Genomic DNA, 18,482 nt, shown 5'->3' with positions numbered 1-18,482 from the left:
GGAATATCCTGTTTAATTTAAGACAGCCGCTTTTCATTATACTCAAGACAGACGATATCCAGCGAAGGAACGACCGGCGAATTAAGGTTAAGCCAGGCCAGCAACCGTTCAATACTCTGTCCTCTGAGCGAATTTTTCGGCCAGACAAGATAGTATCCGTCCCCTGTTGCTATAGCTTCCCGGAAGGGCAGCGCGAGCAGGCCGCTTTTCAGCGCGTCGAGCGTGAGCCGGAGATCGGCCATCGCCACGCCGTGTCCGTGCATGGCCGCAAGGCTTCCCTGCTCCAGGGTGTCGAACACGATCCCACCGCTCATGTCGAGGCCGGGGAATAAGCCCGTCCTTTTCAGCCAGCGCTTCCAGTCCCGTCGGTCCGGTGACGGATGAATAAGATCGCACTCAGGAAGCTGATGCCGGGCAGGCTCCAGCAAAGACGGCGTACAAACCGGAATAAGCCACTCGCTGAACAGCAGCCTGCTCTCCGTTGATTCGCCGAAATAGCCGTTACCGAGGAGGATCGCACAATCGTAGGGCTCGCGGCTGAAGTCAACCGTGTCGAAGTCCATCCAGACGCTGGCGATTTCGATTTTCGGCTTCGCATGATTCTCCCGAAAGGATTTAAGCACATTGAGAAGCCATCGCATCGTCAGGGTGCTGGGGGCTTTGAGGCGCAGAAGATGGTTTTCACTTTTGAATGCGCGACAGGCCCACTCAATATTCGAGAAACTTTCGCTAAGCTGCCCGGCCAGAATACGCCCGGCGTCGCTGACCTCCACTCTCGGTCCCTGCCGTTTAAACAGCTCGCAGTCGAACCACATCTCAAGCGTGCGGACATGCCTGCTGACCGCCCCCGGCGTGATATTCAGGACTTCAGCCGCTTTGCTGAACGAGTTCAGCCGTGCGGCAACTTCGAACGCGCGCAGCGCATACAGTGGCGGTAAAGACATACATTCCCTTTTTGGAAGGTGTAATCATACAGTTTTTGTATTATCGGCACACGGCGACGTCAGCCAACATTTTTTATCGCCGAGGCTCCAGTTGAGGCATGCCGATGATCCTGGCCTGGGTGGTGATGAAGATAGCTACTTTGAGATAATCTCTGTTCAGACTGACGGAAAAGAGGATATTTAAAGTGCTGGCTTATATCACGATTGGGACAAATGACTTTCAGCGCGCCGTGAACTTTTATGACACTATTTTTAACGTGCTGGGCTATACACGTCTGCCCGCCTGGACTGATAGCTGGGCAATGTGGGGAAACGAAAATCATCCGGATGACGAATTTAGCTTCTGCATTTGTCCTCCATTTGACCAGCAACCCGCGACGGCGGGAAACGGGACAATGTTCGCTTTCAGAGCAGATAACGCGGACAATGTCAGACGCTTCCATGCAGCGGGCCTCCGTGCGGGTGGGAAAAATGAAGGCGTGCCCGGTACACGAACCGCCTACGGCCCCGACTTTTATGTTGCCTATCTGCGCGATCCTGACGGACATAAACTGGCGTGCGTTTGCCAGCATTATTCTCCTGATGCAGATAAGCTATCAGGCGAAGAAGAGTCACTTCAATAATATAATTTTGCGGTAAGGACCGGTAGACACCCAGTCCTGCGGAGATCACTTCAGCTCCAGCGTGCTTATCACATGGGCAATATCCGCGATGTCGCCAGCTGACAACGGTTGCAGAGGGCGAGGCAGGCAATCCATGTCGGTAAGCCCAAGCACGCCAGACGCAGCGGCAATAACGCGAATACTTCCGCCATGTTTACGGAACAGCGACCACAATGGCTCAAGGCGGGTAGTCAGGGCTGTAACGCGTTGACGATCGTTTGCCGCCGCGGCTTCAGTGATTTGTTTCGCCATCTCAGGGAACAGACCGCCACACACGGAATACCACACTTCACAACCGGCGTTTAATCCCAGTCCCGCATAAGCGTCGCCACTGATACCGATTGTTACGCCACGGCGCAGATGTTGACGCAACGCCTTCACCCGCTCAGTTGCTGCAGCGGGGCTATTCGGGACGCCAGGGATCTTGACCGAGCGAACACCCTCAAGTGATGAGAGACGACCGTGGAGTTCATCCGTAAAGGTAAAATGCGTCGTGCCCGGATTATCATAGATACACACCGGTACAGACACGTGCCGGGTAACGGTCTCAAAGAGTGAGAAGACTTCTTCGTCACGGAGTGGCTGGTAGCTGACCGCCGGGAGTAACAGCGCATTCGCACCAGCTGCCTGTGCATCATCTGCCAGATGCAGAATGGCATCGGTACTGACCGCTCCCACACACACCATCACGGGGATGTTCCCTGCATGCTGTTTGGCCAGCGTTGCTACGCGCTTGCGCTGCTCCCGGGTCAGATAGGCGTAGCTTCCGGTTGACCCCAGGATGCCCATAGAATCAACCCGAGCGTCTGTAAGACGGGAAAGGATATGGCTGAAACCCTTTTCATCCACGCCGCTGGCGGTGACTGGGGTTAATGGAAATGCCGACAAGCCGGTAAACATACATGTTTCTCCTGAAGGATATTACTGCTGTGGTTCTTCGATGAGAGCAACGTCAAACCACAGACCGGGCATCATTTTTTCCAGGCCGTCGGTCAGCATTTTTCCGGCTTCGTGAAGGATCTCCAGCGGCATCTGCGGGAGACTCTCCAGAATGAACCACATTTGCTGCGCTTCCACGCCTAAGCGGGTTCTGATCCCCTGTCGCCAGTTCCAGCGACGGCAGGTCACGCCGATATCATCACACCAGATAACCTCGCCTTGTGAAGGATACTCAACGGTGGTCTCTCCCTCTTTGACCGTATCAAAAGGTTCTGTTCCTTTTGCCACAGTCAGACGCGGCGCCCCCTGATAGGCAGAGAGATCCTCTCCACCAACCGGAACGGCATAGCGGAGACTGACGGCATTATAAAGATCAACGACAGGATCGAGCGCTGGCATCGTTCCGTCACGTAAGACGCGCTTGCGTAACGCATCCGCTGAGCAAGGGGTGCGTTTAGGTTTAGCCCCAAATTTTTGAAAAACGTCGGCCCATGCCGCCAGATGAGATTCCGCCCAGGCAGGCTCACCGGCCAGAACCGCCTCACAGGCTTCTCGCAGCGCCGTTTCTCCAGTGCCGGGATTAAGCACTGGTGCAGCTTTTACGCAGATACTGAGCGCCCGAAAACCGGGAGCAATACGATAAATTTCAGGAGAAATTGACGGAGATACTGTTAACACGTGATAATCCTGTAATGACCAATTTATTCCATGATAATGACCAATGACCAAAAAAGTCAATTTAATGACCGATGCAAATTCGATCGCCAGCTCCGTGAATGAAGCCGTATCGCAGCGAATTAAACTGTATCGTAAGCAAAAGAAAATCTCCCTTGATGAACTCTCGCGTCAGGCGGGTGTAAGTAAGGGAGCGTTGGTTGAGATAGAGGGATGCCGGGCGAATCCCAGCATTGCCCTGTTATGTCGCCTGGCTGCCGCGATGGGGGTTTCGGTGGCTGATTTTGTGGATGTCAGTGCCAAACCGACCGTGCATCTCATTGCTGAAGATGAGATCCCAGAATTGTGGCAAGGTGAAACAGGCGGGAGAGCAAGATTGCTCGCAGGATCGGGTGGCCCTGATATGACCGAGCTCTGGATGTGGGAAATGCAGCCCGGGGAAAAGTTTGCGTCACCCGGCCACGCGGAAGGAACGCTAGAACTGTTTTATGTTCAGTCGGGCACGCTCACACTCGGCGTACAGGATCACGTGTATCAGGTAAAAACTGGCTGTTCGGCAACTGCCAGAACGGACGTTCCTCATTTCTATGAAAACCGGGAGAAGGACCCATTGGTATTCATCATGACAGTGCATGAGAAAGCGTCCTGAGTTGTAGCCCGGTATGCCAGCAGGGCTTTTCTCATTAAAGCAATTTACAATTTATTCACATAACTGCCTTTGTCTAATTGATTGGCGCAAAGTAAGGGGGTAACATCCACTCTTTCGGATAAAGAAAATGTCTGTTACTGATTCTCTCCTTGCCTTCTCTCTCGCGGCACTACTGCTCACCCTCACTCCGGGCCTGGATACGGCACTCATTCTACGAACGGCATGTGCTGAAGGTGGAAAGAAGGCTTTTCAGGCAGCTCTTGGAATTGATGCTGGCTGTTTTATCTGGGGCGCACTCGTTGCGCTGGGACTGGGAGCGCTGCTGGCGGTGTCAGAACTCGCTTATACCATGCTGAAAATTTGTGGTGCGACTTACCTTTGCTGGCTGGGTTTGCAACTGATGAGGCGGCCACGTTCATCTTTCAATCACGGCGATGGCGTTAATCCTTCAGCGGGGAACTGGTTTATAAAAGGAATGCTGGGAAATGTACTCAATCCTAAAATGGGTATTTTCTATGTCTCTTTTTTACCTCAATTCATACCTGCCGGACATTCCCCCTTTGTATGGACTTTTATACTTGTCAGCATTCATGTCGCAATAGGGACAATGTGGTCAGTCACGCTCATTTTATCCACTCACTTTGCATCAGCCATACTGAAGAAAAGCAGTGTTGTCAGGGGAATGGACAGAGCTACAGGAGGATTGTTTTTGTGCTTTGCGGCTAAACTTGCACTCAGCACAAGATAACCTGATTAACGCTAACACAGCTCAGAACGTCCGCTGTGGTCACATAACTGATGTTATGAACGGTGCCCTGTGAAGCTTTTGAAATCAAGCCGATAATACGAAGGCGGCTGTCCCGTGACACGGCGGAACATCGTGGCGAAAGATGATGCATTGTCGTATCCGAGAGTGAGTGCCACTTCATTCACCGGTTTACCTGTTATCAGCAACGTCAGCGCACTGACGACACAGGCTCGCTGTCGCCATGCAGAAAATGACATGCCGGTTTGCCGTAAGAAAAGTCGACGAAAGGTACTGGCGCTCATAAACAGCGTACTGGCCCAGCGCTCAGCAGGATCATGGATTGAGGGGTTGAGTAAAAACGCCTGACAAAGAGCCAACAGAGCCGGATGTTGTGGCAGCGGAATATCGAATTCGCGAACCGGCATTTCCGCCAGTTCCAGTAACAGCAGATTTACCAGCGCACGGTCGCGTGCGCTGTCATACATCAGCGGCAAATCCACGGCATCAAGCAACAACTGACGTAACAATGGCGATACGCTGATCACCTTACAGTGTCGATACTTAATCGATCCCGTCACGCATGTTGGTTCAATATATAAGCTACGCGTGGTCACACCTACAAACCGGACAGCGTGAGGGGTTTCGGGTGGGATCCATACTGCATGTTGTGGGGGAACAACCCACTCTCCGTTACAGGTTGAGACGTACATGAGACCCGTTGCACCATACAGCAGCTGCGCGCGGCGATGTTGGTGTTGTGGCAGTATAAATCCCTGCGCATAGTCATTGCCTAACGCCACAACTTCACGATCGAGCTTATCGACATCTTCAATTTTTACGTTGCGCACACCGGTCTCCATCTGAACGATTTACAAAGGTAATTGAGCGCTGCGCAAATGGGAAGCAGGATGCTACCGGTATAAGCTGCTCGCTCATTTTCAGGTCGGGGATATTCTCTTGAACGATATCGCAATTATTGCACTGGCAGGCTTTACTACCGGTATCACCACGGTGCTCTTTGGTTTTGGGGGCGGTTTTGTCGTGGTGCCATTTGTTTATCAACTGATGCTGCGGCAGTCTGAGCTGGCAGGAAACGCCATGCATATCGCGGTTGCTACCTCAACGGCGGTGATGATTTTTAACGCGGGCTGGGTCAGCTACCGAAACTGGCGCGCCGGCAAACTTTCAGCGCAGACATTGTTCCCATTATTATGGTTTATCGCCATCGGGGCTGTCGTGGGTTCCTGTCTGGCGGGAGTCTTCAGCGAGAATATTGTTCGCGCACTGTTCATTCTTTATATGCTGGTAACCATTGGCGATTGTTTGTTGCGCAAAGGTTTTTTTAGCTGCAGTTCCCCGCGTCGCTTGTCACTTTCTGTGGTAACGGGCGGCGGAGTGATCATCGGCATGATAGCCGCATTGCTGGGCGTGGGTGGCAGCGTGATGACAGTGCCATTATTACGGCGACACGGCTATGCGATGGGTGAATGTATTAGCGCTTCTAACCCGCTTTCTCTGCCTGTCGCGCTGTGTGGTGCCGTGACGTATGCGGTCATTGGTTGGCAAAATATTCCGGTGAGCGGATTTCTCGGTTTTATCAGCCTGAAAATTTTAGGCCTGTTGGTACTGACGGGCTGGGCTGGAATAGTTTTTAGCCGTCGGGTTATACCTGCTTTACCTGACATATGGCACGCACGAATCTATGTAATACTGCTGTGCCTGGTGCTACTGGCGATGCTGCTCCAGTAAACCCATCCATCGCGGCGACTACTGGGCTACCTGTACCAACGTCCGCTCCTGGCACAGAGCGGACATAATGAATTTCGGCTATACCCGGCAAATGGATGGCTCTGGCGACAAAAACACTCACCTTCCCAGTGCCGCAACAATTGCCCCCTCCATTTTCTCTGGCGTCGTCATCGGTGCAAAACGCTTGAGCGGCTTTCCGTCGCGTCCGACCAGGAACTTGGTAAAGTTCCACTTGATCCGCCCACCCAGCACGCCGGGCAATTCGCTTTTCAGATAACGAAACATCGGATGTGCTTCAGCGCCATTGACCTCAACTTTCCCGAACATGGGAAAACTGACGCCGTAGTTAATGTAACAGGTCTTTGAGATTTCATCGGCGTCGCCGGGTTCCTGCTTACCGAACTGGTTGCAGGGGAAGCCCAGCACCACTAACCCTTGTTCGGCGTATTTCTTGTATAGCGCTTCGAGACCCGCATACTGAGGCGTAAAGCCGCACTGGCTGGCGGTATTGACGACCAAAACCACCTTCCCCGCATAGTCGGCCATTGAGATAAGACTGCCATCCAGGCGGGTGGCGGTAAGCTGATGAAAGCGTGTCATGCTGAAATCCTCAAAGCAGGCCGAAAAGCTGCTATGACCACCCACGCGGCGGCCTCCGTACAGAAAGTTTACATTCAAACAGGCTATTTGTGATACATTCCCGCCGCGCCAATGACCACCACACTCGCTATCAGGTATGCAGAACATCACAAAAAAAATTCGCTGGCTTCTGCTTGCTATCCCATTCCTCAGCGGTTGTGGCACGCTCTCGCAAATGTCCTCCCCGGAAGGTACCCAGGAACTCCTCACCCATGAATCGCTGGATGGCGACGTTGACAGCGTGGTGCGTCACTACATGGCGCAAAAGTCCGTTCCAGGAATGACGGTCGCGGTAATCCATAATCACGGCTCACCTCAGTTTTACACCTGGGGCGTTACCGATGCGGTCAACCGCTACCCGGTCAGGCCCGATACCCTGTTTGCGCTCGGCTCGCTCAGCAAAGGGATCACGGCGGAAGTGGTGGCCTGTCTGGTGAGTGAGGGGCAACTGAACTGGAACGACAGCCTGGCGACATTGCTACCGCCGGGAACGCCGCTAAGTAAGGATGCACAAAAAATCACCCTGCTGGAGCTGGTAACCCACACCTCCGGCCTTCCGCGCCAGAATATGGATGTTCCGATGCTCGGAAAATTCATCCGCTACTTAGGCACGGGTGATAATTTCTACGGTGAACTGGACAGCGATAATGTGCTGCGTTATCTGGCGAACTGGCGCGCGCCGAGAGATAAAACGCCGCAATACTCCAATACCGGCTACGCCCTGATTGGCTATATCCTGAAGCACAAAACCGGCGAAGATATACAAAGTTTAGCGTCACGCTATATTTTCCGTCCGCTGCACATGGTTAACAGCAGCTTTACGCCCCAGAAGCTCAAAGGATACCCCCAGCGGGCGCTCGGCCACGCGGGCGATCAGCCAAAATTCATCCCGCGCGGGCAACTGACGCCAGACTGGCATTTTTCCAACAACATGGTGGCGGCGGCAAGCCTGTACAGTAACGCCGAAGATCTGGCGGCCTATGCCCGCTATCACGTCTCTACGACCCACAATCCCTTGCTGGACAGCGTCTTTGACGAAGTCAGAAATACCGATATTCAACGCCCCGACGGGGTGCAGGGCATTGCCTGGACCACCGACTTTATCGGTCTGGAAAAAATCACCTATCAGGTCGGCTATATCGGCGGCTACTCCAGCTTCATCGGCTATGACAAAGAGAAAGGCAATGCGGTGGTGGTGCTGCAAAATATCTTTAACTGGAGCAACTATATTGGCATCGCGCTACTGATGGATATGGCGAAAAAAGACGGCCTTACCGCTACATCGCCGACTTCGGCCTTAAGTTCTCGTCAAACGCCAGCCGTTTCCGGTCAGGCTCAGCCTCGCGCAGCGGCTCAACCTGGTGCATAGTTAGCTTGCAGCGCTCCACCAGCACCTGATACTCCCGCGTGCCCTGCCGCTTCCACGCCATCTCCTGCTCGCTCAGCTCGCGAATCGCTTTCGCCGGGCTGCCAATAATCAAGTGGTTGGCAGGCATCTCCGCTTTCGCCTTCACGAACGCCGCCGCGCCGACGATGCTGTTTTCACCAATCACTGCCCCGTCCATCACCACCGCGTTCATACCCACCAGCGCGTTGCGGCGGATGATGCAGCCGTGCAGGATGGCGCTGTGGCCGATATGCCCCTCTTCCTCCACCACCGTGTCCTGCTCCGGGAAACCGTGCATCACGCAATTATCCTGAATGTTCGCGCCATCTTTCACCACGATACGGCCAAAATCACCGCGCAGGCTGGCATTAGGGCCAACATAAACGCCTTTACCCAGAATTACGTCGCCAATCAGCACCGCCGTTGGGTGAACATAGCTCTCGTCAGGTACCACCGGCGTCAGACCGTCAATTTGATAAACTGGCATCTTCACTCCTTATGCGCTTGTAAGACCACCAAAGCGTTGATAGTAGAGCGTGCCGGGCACGGGCAGTTCGCCCACGGAGGTTTCGCCCTTCTCGCTGACAAACGCCAGCGCCCCCGGCGCGACACGCTGATAGATATTAATGCAGAGCTGTCGGGCGCTTTGCCCCGCCCAGTGCGCGGGCAGTAACTCCTCCGGCAACAGTGGGTCTTTCAGCACCACGCGGCGATAAAAGTGAATCAGCAGCAGCTGGATCTGGAAGCAGCGCTCCGGCGTCAGTTCCTCCGGCGCGGCCTCCTTCAGCAACGGCAGCAGCGGGCGGAACGAGTTAATAAACGACTCGTACATCGCGTTTTGCTCGGTTAACTGCCAGCACTCTTCCACCCGCGAACGCAGCGCGGCGCGGGAGAGCGCCAGCGGCGAGTGGGCTTCAAAGAAGATCACGTTTTCCGCCACGCCGGCATCGTGAAGCAGGGACTGCACGTCCGCCAGATGCTGGGACGGCGAGGCCATCAGGCTCGGTGCCAGCGTGCCAAATCCTTGCCAGATGAGCTGTTTTTTCACATCCGCGAGCGTAGTTTTATCCAGCCCTTCGGAAAGCAGCAGCAGCCATTTGCCGTCCCAGGCGGGCAGCTCTGCGCGATAAATCTTATTCTCCGCGCGACGCGTCAGCCGTAGCCCCTTATCGCTCAGGCGGTAAAAGCTGCGCCGCCCGATGCGGGAGACGTCCAGCCAGCCCTCTTTGTTGAGGCGAAACAGCGCGGTGCGCACGAAGCGCTCGCCAAATCCCATGCCTTCCAGTAAGGCGGCCAGGCTGCCGAGCCAAATCTCGCCGCCGCGGTGGGAAAGCGCGTCACCGTATAACGAGGAGATAAGCGACGTTCCGCTGACGGGAACCGAGCTGACCGCGTGCTGGATAAAGGCATCGAGTTTATTCATGTGATTCATTCTGTTGTTATTTTTGTCCTGGATGAATCATAGCATAAGTCCCTCACCCTGGCCCTCTCCCCAAAGGGGAGATGGCCAGGTGTTTTAACCGTTAGCCGCAACTTTACGCAGATCAAACACCCGGCAGGCTTTCCCCTCCGAGCGCGGGATGCTGCCGCAGTTCACAATCATCACGTCGGTGGAAATCCCGACCATCGACTTTATGCGGTGGCGCAGCTGGTGGCACACCTGGCAACGCTGCTCGTGCGTCAGCGTTAAGCTGCTCTCTTTCAGCTCCACCTTCACGGAAAGTGAATCAAGATGCCCACGACGGTTCACCTCCAGCTGATAGTGCGGAGAAAGGTGTTCGAACTTCACGATCTCCTCTTCCAGCTGCGACGGGAAAACGTTGACGCCGCGGATGATCAGCATATCGTCGCTGCGGCCGCTGATCCGGTCCATACGGCGCATACTGCGCGCGGTTGCCGGCAGCAGACGCGTCAGGTCGCGGGTTCGGTAGCGGATCACCGGCAGCGCCTCTTTGGTCAGCGTGGTGAACAGCAGTTCGCCCTGCTGGCCGTCATCCAGCGGCGTGCCGTCGTTCGGGTTGACGATCTCCGGGTAGAAATGATCTTCCCAGATGGTTGGCCCGTCGGCGGTTTCGATACACTCCATCGCCACGCCCGGCCCCATCACCTCGGAGAGGCCATAAATATCCAGCGCCGTAATGCCTAAGCGTTTTTCGATTTCGCGACGCATGGCCTGCGTCCACGGCTCCGCGCCGAAAACGCCAACGCGCAGTGAGCAGGTGCTGGCGTCGCCGCCCATCTGGCGCTCCAGCTCCTCAATCAGGTTGAGGCAGTAGGACGGTGTCACCATGATCATGTCCGGCTGGAAATCACGGATCAGCTGCGCCTGTTTCTCTGTCTGGCCGCCGGACATCGGGATCACCGTCGCCCCCAAACGCTCGGCGCCGTAGTGCGCGCCCAGCCCGCCGGTAAACAGGCCATAGCCATAGGCCACGTGAATTTTGTCCTTCGCGCTGCCGCCCGCAGCGCGCAGGGAGCGGGCCACCAGGTTGGCCCAGTTGTCGATGTCACCCTGCGTGTAGCCGACAACGGTCGGTTTGCCGGTGGTGCCGGATGACGCGTGAATGCGCACCACCTGCTCCATCGGCACGGCAAAGGTATCAAACGGGTAGTTATCCCGCAGGTCCTGCTTGGTGGTGCACGGGAACTTACGGATATCCGCCAGCTCGCTGAAATCGTCAGGGTGAACGCCCGCAGCGTCAAACTTGCGTTTGTACATCGGCACGTTGTTATAGGCATGGTGCAGCGTCCATTTCAGACGCGCGGTCTGCAGCGCCTGCAGTTCGTCAAGGGAGGCCGTTTCAATCGGATCAAGCTTTGTTGTATTTGTCATTGTAGGGTACTCACATTGTTTTTATGCTCAAACACGCTCAAGGATCATGGCAATGCCCTGACCCACACCGATGCACATCGTACACAGCGCGTAGCGCCCGCCGCGTCGGTGCAGTTCGTTACTCGCGGCCAGCGCCAGTCTGGCGCCGCTCATCCCCAGCGGGTGGCCAATCGCTATCGCGCCACCGTTCGGGTTCACGTGCGCGGCATCATCCGGCAATCCCAACTGACGCAGCACGCCCAGCGCCTGCGCGGCGAAAGCTTCGTTAAGCTCGATCACGTCCATCTCGTTAATGCTGAGTCCGGCGCGCTCCAGCACCTTGCGCGTGGCCGGTACCGGGCCGAGTCCCATCAGACGTGGCTCCACGCCTGCCGTCGCCATCGCCACGATCCGCGTGCGCGGGACCAGCCCCTGCGCCAGCGCCATCTGCTCGCTGGCGACGATCAGCGCCGCTGCGCCGTCGTTGACGCCGGAGGCATTTCCCGCCGTGACCACCCCGTTCCTTCGGAACGGCGTTTTTAGCCCGGCAAGCTGCTCAAGCGTGGTGTCCGCGCGGGGATGTTCATCCTCGCTGAACTCGTGGACCGCCCCTTTTTTCCCCGGCACCTGCACCGACACAATCTCCTGCGCCAGAATGCCATTCTGCTGCGCCTGCGCGGTACGCTGCTGGCTGCGCAGCGCGAACGCGTCCTGATCGGCACGGCTGATATTTAACAATTCCGCTACATTCTCTGCCGTTTCCGGCATGCTGTCAGTTCCGAATTGCTGATGCATGAGCGGATTCACAAATCGCCAGCCGATGGTGGTATCAAAGATCTCCGCCTGTCGCTGGAACGCGGCGGTGGCTTTGCCCATCACAAACGGCGCGCGGGACATGGACTCTACGCCGCCCGCAATCAGCAGGTCCCCGTCGCCCGCCTTAATGGCGCGTGCGGCAAAACCAATCGCGTCCAGCCCCGACCCGCACAGGCGGTTAATGGTGGTTCCGGACACCGTCTGCGGCAGCCCGGCCAGCAGCGACGACATACGCGCCACGTTGCGGTTATCTTCACCCGCCTGGTTCGCGCAGCCGAAGATCACGTCGTCAATCCGCTCCAGATCAAGCTGCGGATAGCGTGCCAGCAACGCGCGCAGCGGCACGGCGCCGAGATCGTCAGTCCGAACGGCGGAAAGCGCCCCGCCGTAGCGCCCCACCGGGGTTCGAACGCCATCACAAATAAATGCGTCACGCATCAGGCCTCTCCTGTCACATTGCCGCCGATGCGGTGAGATTTTCCGCGAAAAAGGGCGACGGTTTTCTGTTGCTGGTTCTGAATTTCAATGTCGTACACGCCGGTCAGCCTGCCCTGATGCTTCACCCGCGCGGTGGCGGTGAGCGTGTCCCCGGCAAAGCCCGGACGCAGAAAGTCAATCGAACAGCCGGAGGCCACCGCCGCCAGCCCCTGACTGTTGCAGGCGTAGGCAAAGGCGGTGTCTGCCAGCGAAAACAGCTGTCCGCCGTGGCAGGTTTGGTGGCCGTTGAGCATCTGCGGGGTGATGGTCATGGACACCACCGCGTAGCCGTCGTCCATATCGACAATGTCCATCCCCATCGCCTGCGCGCAGGCGTCCCGTTCATACATGGCGCGGGCGTTGTGCCAGGCGTTATGACTCATAGCTACTCTCCAGAAGCGCGCGCTGGCGCAGCAGGGAACAGGGGCGATAGCGTTCTTCGCCGTAATGACGCTGCAGGTTCTCCAGCAGCGTCAGCAGGCGCTGCCAGCCCAGACGCTCGCCCCAGGCGATCGGCCCGCTCGGGTAGTTGACGCCCAGGCGCATGGCGGTATCAATGTCCTTCTCGCTGGCGACCCCTTTTTGCAGAGCATCCAGCGCTTCGTTGGCAATCATCGCCACCGTGCGCCAGACCAGCAGGCCGGGATAATCGGCAATCTGCACCACCCGAAGCCCCTGCTGCTGCAGGAAGCGGATGGCCTTTTGCGTCGCCGTATGCGGGTTGCTGGCGGCTGCGGCGATGACCGCGACATCGCGCTCGATGCGGTCCACCACCACCACCGGGCCGTTAAGCCGCAGCGCCAGGGCCTGCGCGGTTTCGCCCTGCGTTTCAATCAGGTACACATCATCAATTTCCGTGACACCGCCACGTCTTTTTTCCACGCGCATCGGGCTGTAGCTGTCGTTCACGGTATCAGCCCAGCGCACCCCGGGCCTGTCGCCCTGCCAGTCATAAACGCCCTTCCCGCTTTTTTTGCCCAGCCTGCCTGCCAGCACCAGCTCCTGCTGCACCAGCGAGGGCAGAAAACGACGCTCCTGCCAGAAGGCGTTAAATACCGAGCAGGTCACCGCGAAGTTCACGTCCTGACCAATCATGTCGGTCAGCTCCAGCGGGCCCATCGGGAAGCCGCCGCCTTCGCGCAGGGCGGCGTCAATCACCTCCGGCGCGGCCACCTGCTCTTCCAGCGCGCGCCAGGCCTCGGAATAGAACGGACGCGCGACGCGGTTGACGATGAACCCCGGCGTCGACTGGCAGCGCACGGGCTGCTTGCCCCAGTTCAGCGCCAGCTCGCACAGCGCGTCGGCCACTTCCGGGGAGGTTGCCAGCCCGCTCACCACCTCCACCAGCTTCATGACCGGCGCCGGGTTGAAGAAGTGCAGCCCGGCGACGCGCTCAGGATGGTGGATGTCCGCAGCAATCGCCGTGACGGAGATCGAAGAGGTATTGCTGGTCAGCACCGTCTGCGGCGGGCAGATTTCCGCCAGCTGCGAAAAGAGCGCCTTTTTCACCTCCAGCCGTTCCGAGGCCGCTTCAATCACCAGTTCGGCGACGGAGAGCGCGGTGATATCCGTGACGGGAAGCAGCCGGGCGAGGATCTGGCTCCCGGCATCGGCGGAGAGTTTTCCGCGCGTCACCCGGGAGGCCAGACGCTGGCGGATCCCCTCGATAGCACGGGATATCGCATCGCTGGAAATATCGTAGAGCAGCACCTGATGCCCGTGACTGGCCGCCACTTCTGCAATCCCCGCGCCCATCGTGCCGCTGCCAATCACGGCGACAGTCCGTATGTTGAGCATCTTATTTCCCCGTAAAGTTAGGCGCGCGCTTCGCGAGGAAAGCGCTGACGCCCTCGCGGTAGTCGTCGCTGCGACCGGCCAGACGCTGATAGTCGCGCTCCAGGTCAAGCTGCGCGTCGAGGCTGTTGGTTTCCGCAGCATTGATCGCCAGCTTGATCAGGCCCAGGCCGAAGGTCGGCTGCGAGGCAAAGTGCAGCGCCATCTGCTGCGCCGTGGCGGAGAGCTGGTCGTCGTCCACCACCTGCCAGATCATCCCCCACGCCTGCGCCTGCTCGGCGCTGAGTTTGTCCCCGAGCAGCGCCAGCCCCATGGCGCGGGCGCGTCCGGCCACGCGCGGCAGCAGCCACGTGCCGCCGCAGTCCGGCACCAGGCCGAGCTTGCTGAAGGCCATCACGAAGTTGGCCGACCGGGCGGCAATCACCATGTCACAGCCGAGCGCCAGCGTAGCTCCCGCGCCAGCCGCCACCCCGTTAACCGCGCAGATGACCGGCTTCGGCAGCTTTGCCAGGCGGCGCACCAGCGGGTTGTAGAAGGTTTCCACGGACATCCCCAGATCCGGCGCCGGGCCGTTGGGGTCGACGTTACGGTCGTTCAGATCCTGACCGGCGCAGAACCCGCGTCCTGCCCCGGTGATCAGCAGGCAGCGGATGGCGTCATCGCGTTCGGCCTGCTTCAGGCAATCGGCAAGCTGCTGGTGCATCACGTCGTTAAAGCTGTTCAGACGCTCCGGACGGTTCAGCGTAATGGTCATTACGCCCTGTTCTACGTGACTGAGAATAAATTCCACAATTAGCGTCCTTTAAAGTCGGGGGTGCGTTTTTGTAAGAAGGCGTAGATACCTTCCCGGCGGTCTTCGGTGGCGGAAAGCAGCGTAAACAGCTGGCGCTCCTGGGCGAGCCCGGCCTGCAGCGGCACCTCCTGCGACTGGCGCAGCGCCTGCTTCGCCGCCTGCAGCGCAAGCGGAGAGTGGCGCGCCATCAGCGCCGCCTGCTTCAGGGCGTACTCCAGTGTCAGAGACGCCGGGAAGAGATCGCTCACCAGCCCGGCGCTCAGCGCCTGCTCTGCGGTAATGCTCTCGCCGGTCAGCACCATTTTGCTGGCCAGGGATTTACCGACGCTGCGGATAAGACGCTGGGTGCCGCCCGCGCCGGGCATGATGCCCAGCGTGATTTCCGGCAGGCCGAAACGGGCGTTATCGCCAGCAATGATCACGTCGCACAGCAGCGCCAGCTCGCAGCCTGCGCCCAGCGCGAAGCCGTTCACGGCAGCAATCAGCGGTTTGTTAAACGCGTTAATGCGCGCCCATAGCTGCGGGCGGATATCATTCAGGGTGGCGGGCAGGTCCTTCTCCGCCATTTCGTTGAGATCGGCCCCGGCGGCAAAGCAGCGCTCGCTGCCGTAAATCACGCAGACGGCGATGTCGGCATCCACGGCGGCAGCCTCAAGCTGTTCCGCAAGCTGCGCCAGCAGCGCATTGTTAAGGGCGTTGCGCGCCGCCGGACGGTTCAGCGTCAGCTGCAGCACGCGGCCATGACGGGTAACAATCAGTTCGCTCATGCCATCCCCTTCGCGTCAAAGTCGACAATCACGTCGGCGGTTAACGGCAGCGACTGACAGCTCAGTACGTACCCGGCGGCCAGCTCGTCCGGCTCCAGGCTGTAGTTGGTTGCCATGTCCACCTTGCCGCGCAGCACTTTGCATTTGCAGGTGGCGCACACGCCGCCCTTGCAGGCATACGGAAGATCCGCCCCCTGCCGCAGGGCGGCATCAAGAATGCTTTCGTCGTCCGCCGTCAGGGTGATTTCACGGTCGCGCCCGTCCTGGCGCACGGTCACTTTCTGCCCTTCCGCCTGCACGTGCGCCGCGCGCTTAACGGTGATTCCGGAGGTGTTAAAGCGCTCAAGGTGAATGGATTTTTCCGGCATCCCCAGCGCTTTCAGCGTCGCTTCGGCGTCGTCCATCATCGCCGACGGACCGCAGATGAAGGCCTCGTCATACTGGCAGAAGTTGATCAGGGTTTTCGCCAGCGCCTGCAGCTTTTCCCCGTCGATGCGTCCAAAGAGCAGGTCGCTGTCCAGCCGCTCCTGGCTGAAGATGGAGACCAGCTGCAGCCGCTGCGGGTATTTGTCCTTCAGGTCCGCCAGCGCCTGGCGGAACATCATGCTCTGGCTGCTGCGGTTGCCGTAGATCAGGGTGAAATGGCTGTTGGATTCGATCGAAAGCGTGGCGGAGATAATCGCCAGCATCGGGGTGATCCCGGAGCCTGCGGCAATTGCCAGGTAGTGGCCTTCACGTTCAGGCTGCGGCTGGTAGCCAAACTGCCCTTGAGGAACCATCACCTCCAGCGCCATGCCCGCTTTGATCTCATCCCGGGCATAGCGGGAAAAGCGCCCACCGTCGATGGCTTTGACCGCCACGCTGATCTCACCCGGCGCGGTGCTGCGGCAGATGGAGTAGCAGCGGCGCAGCTCATCTTCGCCCAGCGTCGTTTTCAGGGTCAGGTGCTGGCCGGGGCGGAAGCGGTAGGCCTCGTGCAACGCCTCCGGCACCGCGAAGGTGATGGTTACCGCGTCGCGGGTTTCAGGTTCCACTTTTGCCACTGTTAATGAATGAAACGTTGTCATGGCAGCCTCAAATACATTTGAAATAGTCGAAGGGCTCGCGGCAGGTATTGCAGCGGTAGAGCGCTTTGCAGGCCGTCGAGCCAAATTCACTGATAAGGGAGGTGTCGGTGCTGGCACAGCGCGGGCAGCTCACCTCTGCCGGGGCGTGCGCGTGGCAGCTATGCCCCACGGGTGGGCTGATGCCGTACGCCCGCAGGCGCTCGCGCGCGTCGGCGGTCATCCAGTCGGTGGTCCAGGCGGGTTCAAGCTGGAGCACGATGTGCACGGGAGTGAAGCCATGCGCGGTCATCGCCTCGCGGATCGCCCCCAGCAGGTGTTCCGTTGCCGGGCAGCCCGAGTAGGTTGGCGTGAAGCCAATCACCCAGCCTTCCCCCTGCGCCTTCACGCTGCGCACCATGCCTAAATCGGTGATGGTTAACACCGGTACTTCCGGATCGGGGATCTGGCTTAACAGCGACCAGATCTGCGGAATTTGCGCAGGCGCGATGTCGACGAGGCGTTGCATAGCGTTCTCCTTTACCACTGCTGACCGGGATACGCGCGCTGGAGATACTGCATTTCCGCCAGCATCGGGCCCAGATGTTCGGTATGAAGCCCCTTCTTGCCCCCGGTGCGGTACGCCACCTCTGCGGGAACCTGCAGACAGGCTTCTTTCAGACCAGCAAACACTTCGCTTTCCCACGGCTGGCGCAGGGTTCGCGGATCCACCGCCACGCCGGCGTCAATCAGCTCAAGCTCGACCTCATCGGCGTCAAACAGCTCCGCCGTAAAACGCCACAGGCTGTCGATGGCCTGCTGCATTTTTTGCGCGGAGGTTTCGGTCCCGTCGCCCAGCCGCACCAGCCAGCCGCGGCTGAAGCGCAGGTGGTAGCGCGCCTCTTTGATCGCTTTGGCGGCGATGGCAGCAAGCTGGCCGTCGCTGCTCTGTGTCAGGCGTTCGTACAGCGCCACGTTCCAGGCGTCCATCAGGTACTGGCGGGCAATCGTGTCGGCGAAGCTGCCGTTCGGCTGCTCCACCAGCAGGACGTTGCGGAACTGGCGCTCGTCGCGGCCAAACGCCAGCGTGTCTTCATCGCACTGGCCTTCTAATTCCGCGGCATAGGTCAGGAAATTGCGCGCCTGCCCCAGCAGGTCGAGGCCGATATTGGCGAGCGCGAGGTCGATTTCCAGTTCAGGCGCGTGGCCGCACCAGGCGCCGAGACGCTGGGAGAGCACCAGACCGTTGTCGCCCAGACGCAGGGCATAGGCAGTCACTGAGTTCATTCTTTGCCTCACATATGCTCGATGCCGTCAGGGATGGTGTAGAACGTCGGATGGCGGTAAACCTTGCTTTCCGCCGGGTCGAAGAACTCGCCGCTCTCTTCTGGCTGGGAGGCCACAATTTCACTCGCCTTCACCACCCAGATAGAACACCCTTCGCTGCGGCGGGTGTAGGCATCACGGGCATTTTCCAGCGCCATGCGATCGTCGGCGGCATGCAGGCTGCCCACATGACGGTGGGATAACCCTTGTTTGCTGCGTACGAACACTTCGTACAGCGGCCAGTAGACATTGCTCATGGTTA

The 18,482-nt window shown here is 58.3% G+C and carries 22 protein-coding genes; 5 read left to right on the top strand and 17 right to left on the bottom strand.

Translation table 11 applies throughout. The features are described from left to right. Positions 1 to 17 precede the first annotated feature (17 nt). Complete coding sequence (locus IM273_RS16815; protein ID WP_045261411.1) at positions 18 to 944, bottom strand: LysR substrate-binding domain-containing protein; 927 nt, start codon at positions 942 to 944, stop codon at positions 18 to 20. Between the two features lie 185 nt (positions 945 to 1,129). Between IM273_RS16815 and IM273_RS16810 the strand changes: the two genes are divergently transcribed. Beyond that, entirely contained in the window at positions 1,130 to 1,567 is a 438-nt protein-coding gene (locus tag IM273_RS16810) for a VOC family protein (RefSeq protein WP_193050063.1), read from the top strand. 45 nt (positions 1,568 to 1,612) lie between these two features. Here the strand turns inward: IM273_RS16810 and IM273_RS16805 are convergent, their stop codons facing one another. Continuing rightward, the gene (locus IM273_RS16805) at positions 1,613 to 2,506 is read right to left on the bottom strand and encodes a dihydrodipicolinate synthase family protein (protein WP_126326048.1); all 894 of its coding nucleotides are present in this window, start codon (positions 2,504 to 2,506) and stop codon (positions 1,613 to 1,615) included. 21 nt (positions 2,507 to 2,527) lie between these two features. Continuing rightward, on the bottom strand, positions 2,528 to 3,223 hold the full coding sequence (locus IM273_RS16800; protein ID WP_193050064.1) for a B3/4 domain-containing protein: 696 nt from the start codon (positions 3,221 to 3,223) through the stop codon (positions 2,528 to 2,530). A gap of 43 nt (positions 3,224 to 3,266) precedes the next feature. Between IM273_RS16800 and IM273_RS16795 the strand changes: the two genes are divergently transcribed. Both IM273_RS16795 and IM273_RS16790 read left to right on the top strand, forming a co-directional pair. Next, a complete protein-coding gene (locus tag IM273_RS16795; protein ID WP_048998449.1) occupies positions 3,267 to 3,869 on the top strand; it encodes a helix-turn-helix domain-containing protein in 603 nt (200 codons plus the stop codon). Positions 3,870 to 3,996: 127 nt separating this feature from the next. Further along, positions 3,997 to 4,617, top strand: coding sequence for a LysE family translocator (locus tag IM273_RS16790; protein WP_193050065.1), 621 nt, complete (start codon positions 3,997 to 3,999; stop codon positions 4,615 to 4,617). Positions 4,618 to 4,670: 53 nt separating this feature from the next. Here IM273_RS16790 and IM273_RS16785 read toward each other — a convergent pair whose 3' ends face one another. Then, positions 4,671 to 5,465: a helix-turn-helix domain-containing protein gene (locus tag IM273_RS16785; RefSeq protein WP_028013041.1), complete on the bottom strand. Its 795-nt coding sequence runs from the start codon at positions 5,463 to 5,465 to the stop codon at positions 4,671 to 4,673. A gap of 109 nt (positions 5,466 to 5,574) precedes the next feature. Here IM273_RS16785 and IM273_RS16780 point away from each other — a divergent pair, with 109 nt between their 5' ends. Beyond that, positions 5,575 to 6,366 (top strand): sulfite exporter TauE/SafE family protein, encoded by a 792-nt coding sequence (locus IM273_RS16780; protein ID WP_032674705.1) that lies wholly within the window; start codon positions 5,575 to 5,577, stop codon positions 6,364 to 6,366. A gap of 117 nt (positions 6,367 to 6,483) precedes the next feature. On the opposite strand, the gene IM273_RS16775 is transcribed toward IM273_RS16780, so the two are convergent. After that, a complete protein-coding gene (locus IM273_RS16775) occupies positions 6,484 to 6,966 on the bottom strand; it encodes a glutathione peroxidase (RefSeq protein ID WP_028013039.1) in 483 nt (160 codons plus the stop codon). A gap of 136 nt (positions 6,967 to 7,102) precedes the next feature. Here IM273_RS16775 and IM273_RS16770 point away from each other — a divergent pair, with 136 nt between their 5' ends. Beyond that, positions 7,103 to 8,374, top strand: coding sequence for a serine hydrolase (locus tag IM273_RS16770; RefSeq protein ID WP_193050066.1), 1,272 nt, complete (start codon positions 7,103 to 7,105; stop codon positions 8,372 to 8,374). Here IM273_RS16770 and paaY read toward each other — a convergent pair. The 12 genes from paaY to paaB form a co-directional block, all read right to left on the bottom strand. Then, positions 8,283 to 8,879: a phenylacetic acid degradation protein PaaY gene (paaY, locus tag IM273_RS16765; RefSeq protein WP_028013037.1), complete on the bottom strand. Its 597-nt coding sequence runs from the start codon at positions 8,877 to 8,879 to the stop codon at positions 8,283 to 8,285. The genes IM273_RS16770 and paaY overlap by 92 nt on opposite strands. 9 nt (positions 8,880 to 8,888) lie before the next feature. Beyond that, positions 8,889 to 9,824: a phenylacetic acid degradation operon negative regulatory protein PaaX gene (gene paaX / locus IM273_RS16760; RefSeq protein ID WP_021241337.1), complete on the bottom strand. Its 936-nt coding sequence runs from the start codon at positions 9,822 to 9,824 to the stop codon at positions 8,889 to 8,891. A gap of 84 nt (positions 9,825 to 9,908) precedes the next feature. Next, complete coding sequence (paaK, locus tag IM273_RS16755; RefSeq protein ID WP_193050067.1) at positions 9,909 to 11,225, bottom strand: phenylacetate--CoA ligase PaaK; 1,317 nt, start codon at positions 11,223 to 11,225, stop codon at positions 9,909 to 9,911. 27 nt (positions 11,226 to 11,252) lie between these two features. Then, positions 11,253 to 12,458: a 3-oxoadipyl-CoA thiolase gene (gene pcaF, locus IM273_RS16750; RefSeq protein WP_193050068.1), complete on the bottom strand. Its 1,206-nt coding sequence runs from the start codon at positions 12,456 to 12,458 to the stop codon at positions 11,253 to 11,255. After that, positions 12,458 to 12,880 (bottom strand): hydroxyphenylacetyl-CoA thioesterase PaaI, encoded by a 423-nt coding sequence (paaI, locus tag IM273_RS16745; RefSeq protein ID WP_028013034.1) that lies wholly within the window; start codon positions 12,878 to 12,880, stop codon positions 12,458 to 12,460. Before paaI ends, pcaF begins: the two co-directional genes overlap by 1 nt. Then, positions 12,870 to 14,294, bottom strand: a complete 1,425-nt coding sequence (paaH, locus tag IM273_RS16740) for a 3-hydroxyacyl-CoA dehydrogenase PaaH (protein WP_193050069.1) — start codon at positions 14,292 to 14,294, stop codon at positions 12,870 to 12,872. The genes paaI and paaH overlap by 11 nt, the downstream gene beginning before the upstream one ends. Position 14,295: 1 nt before the next feature. Beyond that, positions 14,296 to 15,084 carry a 2-(1,2-epoxy-1,2-dihydrophenyl)acetyl-CoA isomerase PaaG gene (gene paaG / locus IM273_RS16735; RefSeq protein ID WP_193050173.1) on the bottom strand — a complete coding sequence of 263 codons (789 nt, stop codon included), beginning with the start codon at positions 15,082 to 15,084 and terminating at the stop codon, positions 14,296 to 14,298. Next, positions 15,084 to 15,851, bottom strand: coding sequence for a 2,3-dehydroadipyl-CoA hydratase PaaF (gene paaF, locus IM273_RS16730; RefSeq protein WP_028013031.1), 768 nt, complete (start codon positions 15,849 to 15,851; stop codon positions 15,084 to 15,086). The genes paaG and paaF overlap by 1 nt, the downstream gene beginning before the upstream one ends. Beyond that, positions 15,848 to 16,918 carry a 1,2-phenylacetyl-CoA epoxidase subunit PaaE gene (gene paaE, locus IM273_RS16725; RefSeq protein WP_193050070.1) on the bottom strand — a complete coding sequence of 357 codons (1,071 nt, stop codon included), beginning with the start codon at positions 16,916 to 16,918 and terminating at the stop codon, positions 15,848 to 15,850. Before paaE ends, paaF begins: the two co-directional genes overlap by 4 nt. Before the next feature lie 7 nt (positions 16,919 to 16,925). After that, positions 16,926 to 17,423, bottom strand: coding sequence for a 1,2-phenylacetyl-CoA epoxidase subunit PaaD (paaD, locus tag IM273_RS16720; RefSeq protein ID WP_028013029.1), 498 nt, complete (start codon positions 17,421 to 17,423; stop codon positions 16,926 to 16,928). A gap of 11 nt (positions 17,424 to 17,434) precedes the next feature. Further along, positions 17,435 to 18,181 carry a 1,2-phenylacetyl-CoA epoxidase subunit PaaC gene (gene paaC / locus IM273_RS16715; RefSeq protein ID WP_193050072.1) on the bottom strand — a complete coding sequence of 249 codons (747 nt, stop codon included), beginning with the start codon at positions 18,179 to 18,181 and terminating at the stop codon, positions 17,435 to 17,437. A gap of 8 nt (positions 18,182 to 18,189) precedes the next feature. After that, positions 18,190 to 18,477 carry a 1,2-phenylacetyl-CoA epoxidase subunit PaaB gene (gene paaB, locus IM273_RS16710; RefSeq protein ID WP_003857353.1) on the bottom strand — a complete coding sequence of 96 codons (288 nt, stop codon included), beginning with the start codon at positions 18,475 to 18,477 and terminating at the stop codon, positions 18,190 to 18,192. Between the last annotated feature and the right edge of the window lie 5 nt (positions 18,478 to 18,482).

Origin of the sequence: Enterobacter cloacae complex sp. P13B (assembly GCF_014895915.1) — a bacterium.
GTDB classification, from domain to species: domain Bacteria; phylum Pseudomonadota; class Gammaproteobacteria; order Enterobacterales; family Enterobacteriaceae; genus Enterobacter; species Enterobacter bugandensis.
The sequence above is the reverse complement of the archived record's forward strand: the minus strand, read 5'-3'. Positions and strand labels throughout refer to the sequence as shown.